11 protein-coding genes, 1 tRNA gene and 1 pseudogene are annotated in these 13858 nt (G+C 41.9%); 4 read left to right on the forward strand and 9 right to left on the reverse strand.

Features of this window, described 5'->3' with window-relative positions:
* A partial coding sequence (locus tag IBX40_05695; protein ID MBE0523810.1) for an ATP-dependent helicase occupies window positions 1-1550 on the reverse strand: 1550 nt, incomplete at its 3' end.
* A 46-nt stretch (window positions 1551-1596) separates the two neighbouring features.
* A complete protein-coding gene (locus IBX40_05700) occupies window positions 1597-1824 on the reverse strand; it encodes a hypothetical protein (protein MBE0523811.1) in 228 nt (75 codons plus the stop codon).
* Between the two features lie 458 nt (window positions 1825-2282).
* Between IBX40_05700 and IBX40_05705 the strand changes: the two genes are divergently transcribed.
* Window positions 2283-2990 carry a uroporphyrinogen-III synthase gene (locus IBX40_05705; GenBank protein MBE0523812.1) on the forward strand — a complete coding sequence of 236 codons (708 nt, stop codon included), beginning with the start codon at window positions 2283-2285 and terminating at the stop codon, window positions 2988-2990.
* Window positions 2991-3141: 151 nt separating this feature from the next.
* Entirely contained in the window at window positions 3142-3513 is a 372-nt protein-coding gene (locus IBX40_05710; GenBank protein ID MBE0523813.1) for a TrmB family transcriptional regulator, read from the forward strand.
* A 6-nt stretch (window positions 3514-3519) separates the two neighbouring features.
* On the opposite strand, the gene IBX40_05715 is transcribed toward IBX40_05710, so the two are convergent.
* Window positions 3520-4554, reverse strand: a complete 1035-nt coding sequence (locus IBX40_05715; GenBank protein ID MBE0523814.1) for a TIGR00303 family protein — start codon at window positions 4552-4554, stop codon at window positions 3520-3522.
* 176 nt (window positions 4555-4730) lie between these two features.
* A complete protein-coding gene (locus IBX40_05720; protein MBE0523815.1) occupies window positions 4731-5111 on the reverse strand; it encodes an ArsR family transcriptional regulator in 381 nt (126 codons plus the stop codon).
* 261 nt (window positions 5112-5372) lie between these two features.
* Between IBX40_05720 and IBX40_05725 the strand changes: the two genes are divergently transcribed.
* Window positions 5373-8801, forward strand: coding sequence for a DNA polymerase II large subunit (locus tag IBX40_05725; GenBank protein ID MBE0523816.1), 3429 nt, complete (start codon window positions 5373-5375; stop codon window positions 8799-8801).
* Window positions 8802-8821: 20 nt separating this feature from the next.
* On the opposite strand, the gene IBX40_05730 is transcribed toward IBX40_05725, so the two are convergent.
* The 3 genes and pseudogenes from IBX40_05730 to IBX40_05740 form a co-directional block, all read right to left on the reverse strand.
* Window positions 8822-9043 (reverse strand): hypothetical protein, encoded by a 222-nt coding sequence (locus IBX40_05730; GenBank protein MBE0523817.1) that lies wholly within the window; start codon window positions 9041-9043, stop codon window positions 8822-8824.
* 109 nt (window positions 9044-9152) lie between these two features.
* A pseudogene (locus tag IBX40_05735) lies at window positions 9153-9272 on the reverse strand (hypothetical protein).
* A gap of 84 nt (window positions 9273-9356) precedes the next feature.
* The gene (locus IBX40_05740; GenBank protein ID MBE0523818.1) at window positions 9357-12011 is read right to left on the reverse strand and encodes a PKD domain-containing protein; all 2655 of its coding nucleotides are present in this window, start codon (window positions 12009-12011) and stop codon (window positions 9357-9359) included.
* Window positions 12012-12255: 244 nt separating this feature from the next.
* Between IBX40_05740 and IBX40_05745 the strand changes: the two genes are divergently transcribed.
* A tRNA-Val gene (locus tag IBX40_05745) sits at window positions 12256-12329 on the forward strand.
* 174 nt (window positions 12330-12503) lie between these two features.
* Here the strand turns inward: IBX40_05745 and IBX40_05750 are convergent.
* Entirely contained in the window at window positions 12504-13454 is a 951-nt protein-coding gene (locus tag IBX40_05750) for a glycoside hydrolase family 130 protein (GenBank protein ID MBE0523819.1), read from the reverse strand.
* Window positions 13455-13562: 108 nt separating this feature from the next.
* The coding region (locus IBX40_05755) for a phosphomannose isomerase type II C-terminal cupin domain (protein ID MBE0523820.1) at window positions 13563-13858 on the reverse strand (296 nt) is incomplete at its 5' end.

Here is a 13858-nt window from a genome sequence, read left to right on the forward strand (position 1 = left end):
CTTTTTTGAGGTATCTCTGGTTTACTTATTTTTTCTACCAGTATTTTGAACAATTCCTTTGGTGCCATATCTTCTTTTAATATTCCCAACGATAGGTCTCTTATATTTCTGCATTCCTCAATATCATCTGGGAAACACGCATTAACCAATTCCAGACCTTTTTTATTTTCAATATCCGATTTATTATCAATCAATTCCACATATCGATCAATAAGGGGAGTACACCCAGCCAAATCCAATCGGCCAGAACTCATTTTTTCCAAAACTTTGAATGGAGAATCACTACTCTCTTCACAGTGACTTCGTAGTATAGAATAGGGTTTTGCGCGCCAATCTTGATTAGGGTAACCTAACCAGCATCGAAAAGCTACTTTGTCTTCAGGATTAGCTATAAGATTAAGTAGAATAAATCGTTCTTGAGCGATTTTATTACCTTTTAATATCTCATCGTCATAAGAGTTGATAGTCTTCAAATTCAAGTTATCTAATTCTTCAGAAATCAAATGAGCAATATCCTTTCTTTGTGCCAATATTAGAACCTCACCAGGAGAGATTCCCTCATTATCTAAATAATAATTGATGATTTGGGATACGCCTTTTGCTTCTGCTTTCATCCCCTTCCATTGCAAGAGATGGATTTCTCCGTCTGTCATATCTGATACTTCATACAAATCCTTAGGATACCGAGTGTTTCTTGAAATTAATTCTTTTGCAACTCGAACGATTGATTTTGGGCAGCGTCTGCAATCAACTAAAATTTCATCATGTGTATTTGAATGGGTCGAATCAAATGTACGAATACCTTCTGGATGAGCATACTTAAATCCATAAATTGATTGGTCGTCGTCACCTACTATGGATAAATTTGAACCTTCTGCAAGATGATCTATTAATACTTGTTCAGCTTTATTCAGGTCTTGATATTCATCAACAATAATGTGATTAAACTTCACTTTATACGGAGATGCAGGGTTATAACGTAAGTATTCAAGTGCAATTGGAATCAACTCACCGATAAGCATAGATTCATGAAATTTCAACCATGAGACCAATTTAAACTCAAATTCTCTCTCTTGATCAGTTTGTGTCCACCCAGGTTCATCACGTTGCAGCTTAGCCCACGCTGATTCATAGGCAGTAATGTTTTTCCTTAAGTCACGTATACCCCCGAGGCCCATATATTTCAAATCGTGCAAAAGAGGTTCCATTTCAAATTTAAGTAATGGTCTGGGGGTTCTATTTGTCGCTTCAATAACTTGCTCCCTTTGAAGCATTGAGAAAGAAAAGCTATGTAATGTTGTTGCAATAATATCATCTTCACCTTCGATTCCAAGTTCTGATATTTTCCTCACAAGGTCTTTAGCTGCCATTCTTGTAAATGTTACAAGAAGAATGCTTTTTGGATTTTCACTATCCTCAAGAAGTCGGCATACTCTTCTCATGATAGCAAATGTTTTCCCTGTACCGGGTCCAGCAAGTACTCTTAAAGGTGAATCTGGATAAGCTGCTATGTTCAAATGTGGTGGCTCCAAACCATCATCCCATGACATCTAAAATCACTCCATATTTTTCAGTTCTTTTTATAAATTTTGCACATTACAGATAAATCTTTGTCCTATAATCAGCCTTTGAATCAAACGGCGGGTCAATATAAATCAGGTCAATTTTTCCACGCATGGACGGAGTATTGTCATTGCCTGCCAGAAGTGCCTGCACGGCAAGAAGGTTATCGCCATAGATAAGCCTGTTGAACCATTCGCTTTTATAATCGGTTGATACTGCCTGCCCGAAGTATCCACCCTCTGCTTTTTGAAGAGAGTCCATCTAAGATTTTCAGAGCTTCCTTCTTTCCTTGTGAAACGATTTTAGGGAGGTCTTCTATGAGTGAGTATGCCATTTTAATTGCCTCTGATTTATTTGCTTATTTGATTATTTGTTTTTTATTAACCTTTCATAAACTGATATTATTGGTTTACTACTGACGTATTATAAACATTTACTAAATTTTTCCATATTTATATAACCTGAATTGGCACCTGTTTAGAACTTTGGAAAAAAATATCTTAAAACTATTTTATTTTCCCGAGCATGAATTCGCCATTCCTGTAGAATAACTATCCCCGTACTAAAAGTACGAGGTCTTCATATGCTTAAACAGAACGGTTTGTTGCTCTAAATCCTGTTTAATGTTGAAGATATCCAAAATTTTATGATATGATGAAAATTTTTTGTAATGGGAGTTTTAGCAAATGTTTTACTAAATATAAGTAGAATATACACCAATGAGAATTGCCGTAACCCGACTTGAAGAAAAGTCTGAAGGTACTGTTGAGCTATTCAGACAATATGGTCATGAAGCAGTATTGGCTCCCACTTTGATGGCAAAACCCACTTCTGACACTTCCTCACTGGATATGTTATGTTCAAAAGTGGCCTCAGGAGATGTTGAATTTTTATTATTTTCAAGTACTATGGGAGTTAAGTACTTCCTTTTAAGATGTGATAATATTCCTGATGGGATAACCATGATCAGCGTGGGTCCGAAGACCTCAGAGGCCATTAAAAAGAAAGGATATGACTGTGAAACCATTTCATCGTTCTCTTCAGATCATTTTGCATCACATCTTGGCAACCGGATCAGGGATAAAACTATAGGAATAGTCCGGCCTGATGTTCCAAACCCCGAGCTTGTTGTAACGCTAACCTCACTTGGAGCCCGGGCGATCGAAGGGATTGCATACCACCTGGTCCCATCAAATACAGATTTCAGGGACGTCCTGCATGATGTCGATGCCGTTTTTTTTACAAGCGGCAAATCCTTCGATCTGGCTGATGCAGGTGCTGCTGATCTTCGAGGTAAACTCGTAATCGCTATAGGTCCAAAAACTGCTGATGTGATGCGCCGAAAGAGTATAATACCCCACATAGTAGGTAATGGTACATTGAAGGATTGCTTAAAGCAAATTCAAGCCTTCAATCCAGAAAGATGATAGACAATGTATTTTTCCTTTTCCATACTATCCATCAATAATTATTTATGTAACCATATCTATTATTACAATGGTTTTGTACAAACTGTACAATATTGTATTTATCATTTACTACTGATCAAAACAACATAACAATAACGAGGTAAAAAACATGCCCAGCTCCATTCCCGAAATGATCCATGGGAACTTTAATTGCACTGACATTGCCAAATGCGTGCTTGGACTTAAGAACCTGGATCTGGAAACCTATAAACTGCTTGTGCTTCATGGTTCGAAGACAGCAGAAGAATTGGGTGGACTATTGAAAAGAGAACGCAGTACTGCTTATAGGGCACTTCAGAACCTTATGTCGTGTGGATTGGTCTATAGGGAGACCAGGACCATCGAAGGGGGAGGTTATTATTATGCTTACATAGCTCTTGATCCCTGTAAATTGAAAGAGATGATCCAGCACAATGTCGACGTATGGTATGATAAAATGAATAATATGATCGATGACATAGAAACCAAGATTATGGAATAATATCAATCAGAGATTAAATAGCTGATCGCAGACCAGTTCAACCTGGTTCCTGAATTCCTGTTGACCTATACCGAACAGTCCGGCTGCTAACATTGCACCTCCCGCACCAACTCCTTCTTTTACAACACCTGATTCGTACATTCTAAGTCCTGGATTCTTTGAGCGGTCAAATCCCGGATCTACAATGTAGGAAATAAAACCTAAGGCTGAAACCGTCTCCAAAAAACTGGCAGTATTATCCTCTGCTACGAATTTCGTGGTAGCAATAGAAAAATTTCCCTTAATCCCCATCTGTTTTGCCAATGCCAGTACTGCCATCATTTGTGTACCGCCTGCCAACACAACGTTAGTATCTCCCAATCCATCCATAAGGCCACAAACACTGGCCATCATGGGATCCCCAAAACATTCAATAGCACGCATCGGGTCATTGGCAAGATCCCCGTTGGATATTCCTGCTGTAGTTAATGATGTCTCAACGATCTTTTCTTTAATATCCAGAGGATTATTGGGATCACTGCTGCTTACCCTGCCGTCAATACCCAATGCTCTCAATACGCACATAGCAGTGGTTGTGCCTCCTGGAATGCTTTCGCCTATAATTACAAAATCTGAAAGACTTTTTATCTGGCGCCCCAATTGTGCAGAATTTTCATACACTAAACCCGCATCCGGTACTGCACGTCCGGTCCTGATGTCAGCTCCCGGTTTTCCACCAACATCCAGTAGAGGGATCTGGGGTACAATCCGCAGGCCGCTGTTTATGAACAAAAACGGTATTCCGGTCATTTGCAGAGCCGCCCGGGTAATTACGGCCGGTGTGGGACTACTGTCAGTCATTGGCGGTTCTTTCTGGCAGATTGTTCTGCCCAGTGTTACCAGCTCAGCATCCCCTGCCGGAGTAAAATCGATTACCTCCGGCGATTTTCCTGCTGCCGAAATACCAGGGATTCTGGCTGTGTCCGTATTTGATAGTACACAGAGGAATAAAGGTCGTTTCGCTTTGAATTCTCGCGGTTTTGGGGTGATCCAATAATCCATATAATCTCCTGAAACGCAATAATATTTATTAGGATTACTATTATTCAGCACTTAACATGGGATGTTATATAAAAAATATATGGCTCTCTTTAACATTGAGTGGCTATCATAGCCAAATGATTGGATTCTTTGCGAGGAAAAAGCTATAACAAGAAAGAGTTAAGCAATCTGAATAATTATTTGTTCAATTGCAATTTTTTGAGTTTTTCTATATTTTCCATTGACCTTTGTGCTTCTTGCATGGTTTGTTTTTCAAGATGGACAACAATTTCAGGCATTGGAACCGCAAGTTTATAGATCTTCATTGGCCTGCCCTTGCCTTCTTTTTTAACTTCTCTTTCATCTATCCAACCATAACTCCTCAATTCACGCATTGCAATACTGACTTCAGGTTGTCTAAGTTCAGAGCCAATTTCCAAATCTTTAGATGTGGCCTCTTCAACACTAGAAAGGTAAGCCAGGGTCGAGGCAACATTACGTGAAATATTGAGATTTCTCAAGATTTCTATAAATTCCAGGTCTTTTTCATCAAAAACGCTAACTTCCGAGGCTCTCATAAATCATCACATCTATTATTGTTTTACATTCAAATTTTATTCATTATATACATAGTTAATTCTGATTAATAATATTTAAATTAAGTGCTTTTATTACGATACACTCTATTCATAAATATTATTCTTAAGTAATTCTATTTGTTTTTAAACATGATAAACTTTGAGGTTAATTATATCTTTTCGGGAATATAAAGTCAACGAAATCTTTTATATATTTTATAAACAATGAAACCATTTTCAATAATATCATCCAGAGGTATCATGAGAGAGATAGCTGCCAGTGAACAAATGCTTGATTATTTTAATAGTCTGGAAAAAGAGCTCCATTCAGCAATGGAGATCGCTGATAATGCCAGGAAAAAAGGGCTTGACCCACAGCCCTTTGTAGAAATTCCTCTGGCAAAGGACCTGGCAGACAGAGTTGAAAAACTAATCAGAGTTGAAGGTGTGGCCGCTCGTATCAGGGAACTGGAAATAACAATGAGCAGGGAAGAAGCTGCATTGCAGATTGGAGTAGATGTAGCAGGCGGGAAGATCTGCACTTTTGATTCGGAAGGCCAGGCTCTCGATACTGCTGTTCGGGTTGCAGTGGCAATGTTGACCGAAGGGGTGGTGGCAGCACCCATAGAAGGGATTGACAGGGTAGCTGTGGAGACCAATTCTGACGGTTCCAGGTTTGTTAGAGTTTATTATGCAGGCCCGATTCGTAGTGCCGGTGGAACCGCACAGGCACTCTCGGTCCTGGTAGCAGATTTTGTCAGGCGAAGCATGAATATTGACAGGTACAAGCCCAGCCAGGAAGAAGTAGAGCGTTATGTGGAGGAAATATTATTGTACAGGCGAGTTGCCAGCCTGCAGTATACTCCTTCAGAGGAAGAGATACGGTTAATTGTTGAGAACTGTCCGGTCTGTATTGATGGTGAGCCAACTGAAGATGCAGAGGTGGAAGGCCACAGGGATCTACCACGCATCCCTACTAACAGGGTACGGGGAGGAATGTGTCTGGTATTAGCTGAAGGTCTGGCACTTAAGGCGCCCAAGATAAAAAAACATGTGACCAATCTCAAGCTGGACGGATGGGACTGGCTTGATGGTTTTATTGGAGGAGTAAAGGAAGACGATGACCAAAGTGAAGAAGATGGTGTCAAGGTCAAACCAAAGGACAAATACCTCCAGGACCTGATAGCTGGCAGACCCGTTTTTTCATATCCTTCCAGACCTGGTGGTTTCAGGCTCAGGTACGGACGAAGCCGCAATACCTGTTTTGCCGGAGGTGGGGTCAGTCCGGCTACCATGGTATTGATGGATGATTTCCTCGCAACAGGTACGCAGGTAAAGGTTGAGAGACCTGGAAAAGCTCTGGGAATCGCACCTGTGGACAGTCTGGAAGGCCCTACTGTACGTTTGTTCAATGGCAAGGTCATGAGAGTAGATACTGTTGAAGAAGCAAAGCAGATCAGGAGTTCCATATCCAGTATCCTGGATATTGGGGAAATTTTGATCAATTATGGTGATTTTCTGGAGAACAATCACATACTGGTTCCTTCATCCTATTGTTTTGAATGGTGGATTCAGGAATTAAATAGAAGTGCTGCTCACATGGGAAAGGAGGTCCCTTTCAAGGAATCTGAACTTATAAAACCTGATTGGGTTGTTGCACTTGAACTATCTGATACATTCCATATCCCGCTTCATCCCGAATACACATACTTTTGGCATGATGTTACACAATCAGATATTATCAGGCTTTCAGAATTTGTAGAACAAAATGGTGCAAATAACGGGGGATTTCTATCAATTCCCAATGATAACGAGATTAAACTTATCCTTGAGACCCTTTTGGTGCCTCATAAAGTCTCTGAGAATATGATTATTATCGACCAGGTTGGTCCCCTGATACGATGCCTGGGATTAGATAATTCATTACTGCGCAAAAATAATGTTCTTGCAGACGATTTCCCTGACCCGATTGACCTGGTTCAAAATCTGGGGAAACTTACTATTCGAAACAGGGCCCCATATAGGATCGGAAGCCGTATGGGCCGGCCTGAAAAATCTAATAGGCGTGAGATGAAACCAGCCCCTCATGTGCTATTCCCAATTGGCGATGCTGGAGGCAAGAAACGGTCCCTTATTGAGGCCAAGAATTATTCCAGGTCTTTTAAGGAAAATATCGGGACAATTGAAGTAGAGATAGCCAACCGGGCTTGTGTGCAGTGCGGTGCCGTGACCTTTAGAAATATTTGTTCTCAATGCGGCGGAACCACCCGTCCAAAACTGCACTGTCCTGTGTGTGCCGTAGAGACCAATTCGGAAACCTGTCCGAAATGTGGTAAAGAAACCATATCTTCCAACATGCTTTTAATCAATTTCAAGGATGAATACCTCAGAGCTTTCAAGAATATTGGCGAGAGGGATAACCTGGACAACCTGAAAGGAGTAATCGGCCTGACATCCAAACACAAGACCCCTGAACCCATTGAAAAAGGAATTCTAAGGTCGAAGCATGGCATAGTCACATTCAAGGACGGAACTGTACGTTATGATATGTCAGATCTGCCCCTGACCCATATCAGGCCTGACGAGATCGGGGTAAGTGTCGAAACCATGAAAAAACAGGGATACACTACAGATATTGATGGTGCTGAACTGGTGAATGGGAGCCAGATATTAGGACTGAAGGTCCAGGATGTTGTAGTATCACTTGACTGTGGAGAATATCTGCTAAAGACTTCCTGTTTCATCGACGACCTGCTTGTAAAATATTATGGCCAGGAACCGTACTATAATTCAAAGTCCATAAATGATCTCATAGGAACGTTGGTCATAGGATTAGCTCCACACACCTCTGCTGGCGTTCTGGGCCGGTTGATAGGTTTTACTAAAGCATCTGTGGGTTATGCCCACCCCTTTTTCCATGCAGCTAAGCGGCGCAACTGCGATGGGGATGAAGATTGTGTGATGCTTTTAATGGATGGAGTTTTGAATTTTTCGCGATCATACCTTCCAGATAAGAGGGGTGGACAGATGGATGCACCTCTGGTACTCACCACCCGTATAGATCCCAGGGAAGTGGACAAGGAGGCCCATAACATTGATCTGATGCGCAGATATCCTCTAGAGTTCTACGAGGCCACGTTAGAATATGCTAATCCTAAAGACCTGGAACCTCTTATGGACACAGTAAGCAGTAGATTGGGTAAACCGGAGCAGTATGATAATTGGGGGTTCACCCATGACGTGTCAGATATCGCTATGGGACCTGATAACAGTGCATACAAGACATTGGGTACCATGATAGAAAAAATGAATGCCCAGTTAAATCTGGCACGCAAGATCAAAGCTGTAGATGAATGGGATGTGGCTGAAAGGGTTATTAAATCCCATTTCCTGCCAGACCTTATAGGAAATTTAAGGGCTTTTTCACGTCAGAAGGTACGGTGTGTCAAATGTAATAAGAAATTCAGACGGCCGCCGCTTAGAGGAACATGTCCAAAATGCAACGGCAAGATCGTGCTAACTGTGCATGAAGGGTCTGTCAAGAAGTATATGGAAGTGGCAATCAAGATCGCTTATGAATATGAAGTGAGCGATTATACAAAACAGCGGCTGGAACTTATGAACCTGGAGATTAAATCGTTGTTCGAGAGCGATGTTTCAAAACAGATGGGTCTGGCCGATTTTATGTGAGAACTTTTTTGGTAAAAAAATTATAGATCATTGGCATCTGCAAATTTTATCAAAGCTTCTCCAAGCTTTCTTGTATATTTTGGATTCAAATTGAAACGAGCTTTTTTCTGGTTGCTGCGTTCCTTTGCAATCTCTACATATTCATTGTCAAATCTCTCACTGGTCGCCATTGTTATTGTCATAAACCAGCCGCCGCTCATCTTTATCTCCATATAGTCTTTGTTATCGTCTTTATCAGTCATTTGAAAATCCTCATGTCAGAGGGTCTGTATTACTATGTCCTGCTAATTAAAGATTATTATGTCCACAGTACTTAGGGGTCACTGAAAAATAACTTGTACAAATTAATCACATGCAATGTTCAATCTTGTTCCATTTATTTGTCCCAGGAGGATAATGGCAAACTGTCCACCATTGCCTGATGCTTTCAACGGCAAATTCGGAAGTATCATAACTCATTCCAACATTTACCATTTGTTCATCTCCTTAATTTAAATTGTTTCACATTAAGCCACTATTTTTCAAACTTCTTTTTTAATAAGAGAATCTCCCCCATCACCGCCGCCGCCTGGCCAAACCCACACACACCATCAAGCCCAAAACCGACACTGATGCACTAAAACCCGGTATATTCGGAGTTTTTACTGGTTCGCCATCAGTTCGTATATTCCCACCTTCCGGTTCACCTGATATCCCGCCCAGCTTTATCAACCAAAAATCAATGCCTTCGTTACTGCATGAATCAAGATCTCCCCCAATAATATAGCCCCCATCAAGTGTTTGAAGGACTGACCTGGCCACATCATAACCAGTCCCTCCAAAGCTTTCCTGCCATTGCAGTTTTCCCTTTGAATCTGTCTTCATCACCCATATGTCATTGGAAGTTCCTTCAGATTTCCTTTTTCCTGCCGCTATATAACCGCCGTCAGAGGTCTGCTGAAAGGAATACAGCCTGTCATTACTGTCAGGGTCCCCAAAGGTCCGGTTCCATAGCTCAACTCCTTCTGAATCAGTCCTTACCAGCCAGACGTCGCTTGAACCTAATGGACTTGTGATCCCGCCCAGGAGATAACCACCATCCCTGGTCTTACTGAAAAGCTCCAGAGAATAAAATCCGGTCCCTCCATATGTCATGTTCCAGAGCTCTGATCCTTCCGGATCAGTCCTAACCAGCAAGGAACTATGCGAAACAATACCATGCGATGCTGTTGATCCTGAAAATATAAAGCCCCCATCAGAGGTCTGGTCAGAAAATTTGACTCTGTCAAATCCATAACCTCCAAAAGTATCATTCCACTGTTCATTTCCCTCAAAGTCGCTTTTCATAATCCAGATGGAGTCTGCATCATAGGTTCTTCCTGCAATTAAAAAGCCACCATCATTGGTCCGGACAATAGAGTATACCTCATCAGATTCTCTGCCTCTGATGAACTTTTCCCATTCAAAATTTCCGTTTGGATCGGTTTTCACGAGCCTGGCATCAGTATGCCGGTGCCCTTTGATATATGAATGTGAAGTACCTGCAAGTATATAGCCCCCATCTGAGGTCTGCCACATGGAATATACCCTGTCATCACCAGTACCACCAAAGGTCCTGTCCCATTTCTTAACTGGCGGTGCTAACTTTTGAACAGTTAACTCTCTGCCGGTTGAGTTCATGGCACCGTCATTATCCATCAATGTTAAAACCACGTAATATTTGCCCTTCAGATCATAGGAATGTGAAATTATCTTTTCAGTGGTGTTTGTGAGATTGCCGTCTCCGAAATCCCACTGGTAATTGGTAATGTTCCCGTCCGGGTCATAGCTCGCCGATGCATCAAATGTTATGGTTTGATTTGCGCCGGTATATCCCGGATTGTATCTGAATAATGCAGTGGGTACCGGTCCTTCCTTTGATAACTTTACCAGCCAGAAATCAGAGTCCTTATCTCCTGCCAGGACATAGCCGCCATCAGAAGTCTGCAGCACAGAGTGTATGGTATCACCCTCAAAGCTCTTCACCCACTGCTCCTCACCTTCGGGATTGGTTTTCACCAGCATGATGTTTCTATCCTGTTTCAACCCTTTATCTCCGGTCAATATTAAACAGCCGTCAGATATCTGCAGGAAAGATTCCAGTCTTTGGTCAAATGTCCGGTCCCATTGCATATTTCCGTCTGCATCGGTTTTTATAAGCCAGTAACGACTACCGAATGACCACGTTCTTCCACCAAGAATATAACCGCCGTCAGTTGTCTGCTCTAAATGGGAATAGAATTCATAGCTCTCCCCTCCAAATGTCCTGTTCCACTGCTCGTTTCCGTTAAGATCGGTTTTCACCAGAAAGAGATCTCTGTGTCCGGCACCGTAGGATTCGGTGCCCCCTGCAATTATGAAACCTCCATCAAAAGTTTCCTGGACTGAATTTGCCCAATCGCTGCTATTCCCTCCATAGGTCTGGTTCCATTGTTCTTCTCCCTCATGGTCGGTTCTCACCAGCCAGATATCACTTTTGCCCGAACCATATGATTCTGTACCTCCTGCAAGGATGTAGCCACCGTCTGAAGTCTGCTGAACAATCCTGCCCCATTCATCTTTCAATCCCCCCAATGTCTTGTTCCACTCCGGATTGCCGTTCTTATCTGTTTTGATGAGCAAGGCATCAGAATCAGTATATACTATCTTACCTTTTGGGTCTGGATACTTTCTTGTATAAATATGACCTGCCAATACATATCCTTCATCTGAGGTCTGCCAGACATAAGATGTCCCTTCATAGCCATCTAACTTGAAGGTCCTGTTCCACTGCTCATTCCCATTTGCATCAATCTTTGCGACCCATGTGTCCCGATTGGTCATTCCAGATGACACTGTCCGTCCTGCAAGGATATAGCCCCCATCCAGGGTTTGCTGAATTAAGTCAAAAGAACTATCATAAGAAAGTCCAATTGTCTTTTTCCATTGTTCGTTTCCGTTTGAATCGGTTCTCAGAAGCCTGATATCACTGGAACACTTTTCGTATAAACATGTCGTTCCTGCAAAGATGTATCCGCCATCAGAGGTCTGCTGGAAATGATTGGCTCTATCAATGCCACTCCCTCCATAGGTCCGGTTCCATTCCTCATCAGGCGGAGAAGCCCTTGCATTTCCTCCGAGTGCAAGTACCAGGACTGTCAGCAGGACTGCGAAGATCAATATTATTTCCTTTAGTGCTATTTTATCTACCACCCGCACACTACTATATAAAATATGGAAAACCCTTTAGATTCTTTATTATTTAAGTTATTCACATGAACATGATATTCGAAGAGTTGGATATCTTGAGGTTATGGGAGAAATTCAATCTAAATGGTATCGAATTGGGGAATAAGCAAATTTTGTCCCAAAGCCAGAATAACTGAAAAACTCTATATATCACTAATTACATGTAGAGTTCGAACTTGAAACCCATTTTCAACTTCGAAAACATATTGGGCCTGTGGTCTAGTCGGTTATGACATCGCCTTTACACGGCGGGGATCCGGAGTTCGAATCTCCGCGGGCCCACATATTTCCAAGTTTGTATTACTTTTTTCTAAAGTGGTTACTTTTACTTTGCTCTCTGAAAATAGAACGCAGAGTAATTAATTTATTATGTTGAATAATCATGAAAAAGCTCTCGAATGGAAAGAATCAAGAGATGCATCCATGATTTAGTACTTGAATATGATCCCTCATTCATTATAATGGCAATCTGGGATTATCACGGCACAGATTCACCAGATCATCAATTTGTGCAATTCCCATGCACATAACCCGATCCGCTCCACCCCAGTAGATTTTTACTGACCCGTCATCCTCTGCGATGGCTCCGCAGGTAAAGACTACATTAGAAACATATCCTGTTACTTCCCATGTGTCCTCAGGCTGTAAGATCCAGTCATCTGCAACTCCTAAGATCTTTGAAGGATCATTCAGGTCATGGAGAGCCACGCCGAGGCGATAGATCCCACCGCTCATTGTAGAGAACACCCCATGATAGATATGAAGCCATCCGTATTTGGTCTTAATAGGTGTTGCGCCCGGACCGATCTTCATCTCATCCCAATGATATTGCAGCGGCCTCATCACTATTTTTGAGTGTCCCCAGTGAATGAGGTCAGGGGAATAGGAGATCCAGATAGACCACGGAGCAATCTGTGAATGAGGTCTGTCAAGCCGCACATATTGTCCATTGAATTTCCGGGGAAAAATCACCACATTACGCATGTCGGTCTGAGATATCAGGGCCACTCGCTCCAGTTGCCGAAAATCAAAGGTCCTGGCCAGGACAATTCGTACACCATATCTTGAATAGGCGCTATATGTAATCAGATATTCACCATCAATTGCACAAATCCTGGGATCTTCCACACCATATTCTTCGTATTGAGCAAAGACACCTTCCTTTGCCGGGATTACATACGGTTTGTCATGAACTGTAAACTGAAATCCATCAAGTGATTCTGCGATTCCTATAATGGAACGACCATTCCGCATGTGGGATCTAAAAAGCATGATGTATCGATCATTATGCTTGACCATTCCTGCATTATGAACAGTTTCCACAGGATAGGGAATATGTTCCTTCGTGAGAATAGGGTTCCCCTCATGCCGTTTAATATATTGGTTGTGTGATGAATTATCTGGCATATTTATATTGTCAACTCCTTAACACCCAGGGGATGGGCGAAATAAGACCCACCCATATGATGCAGGAATTGAGCGCTTTTTCATACTCCGGTCCTCCTCAGCGATTAATTATTCGCGTCCAAAATCGTCTTCTATACGTTCGATATCGTCTTCACCGAAATACTCTCCTGTTTGGACTTCTATAAAGACCAGGTTATCCTGGCCGGGGTTAGTTATCCGGTGCGAGGCACCTTTTTGGATGTCAATTGAATCTCCGGATTGAAGCTGGAACTCTTTATCATTCAGGCGTACCAGCCCGATTCCTTTGATCACGTACCAGTGTTCATTTCTTTGCTTGTGACGCTGGAAAGATAATCGTTTACCAGAATAGACATTAATACGTTTTACTTTACTATCGGACGATT

This window comes from Methanosarcinales archaeon, from assembly GCA_014859725.1.
Taxonomy (GTDB): domain Archaea; phylum Halobacteriota; class Methanosarcinia; order Methanosarcinales; family Methanocomedenaceae; genus Kmv04.

Excerpts from the sequence above, each read along its gene's own strand:
- IBX40_05700 (MBE0523811.1), bottom strand. The coding sequence starts at position 1,824 with ATGGACTCTCTTCAAAAAGCAGAGGGTGGATACTTCGGGCAGGCAGTA.
- IBX40_05705 (MBE0523812.1), top strand. The coding sequence starts at position 2,283 with ATGAGAATTGCCGTAACCCGACTTGAAGAAAAGTCTGAAGGTACTGTT.
- IBX40_05710 (MBE0523813.1), top strand. The coding sequence starts at position 3,142 with ATGCCCAGCTCCATTCCCGAAATGATCCATGGGAACTTTAATTGCACT.
- IBX40_05715 (MBE0523814.1), bottom strand. The coding sequence starts at position 4,554 with ATGGATTATTGGATCACCCCAAAACCGCGAGAATTCAAAGCGAAACGA.
- IBX40_05720 (MBE0523815.1), bottom strand. The coding sequence starts at position 5,111 with ATGAGAGCCTCGGAAGTTAGCGTTTTTGATGAAAAAGACCTGGAATTT.
- IBX40_05725 (MBE0523816.1), top strand. The coding sequence starts at position 5,373 with ATGAGAGAGATAGCTGCCAGTGAACAAATGCTTGATTATTTTAATAGT.
- IBX40_05730 (MBE0523817.1), bottom strand. The coding sequence starts at position 9,043 with ATGACTGATAAAGACGATAACAAAGACTATATGGAGATAAAGATGAGC.
- IBX40_05750 (MBE0523819.1), bottom strand. The coding sequence starts at position 13,454 with ATGCCAGATAATTCATCACACAACCAATATATTAAACGGCATGAGGGG.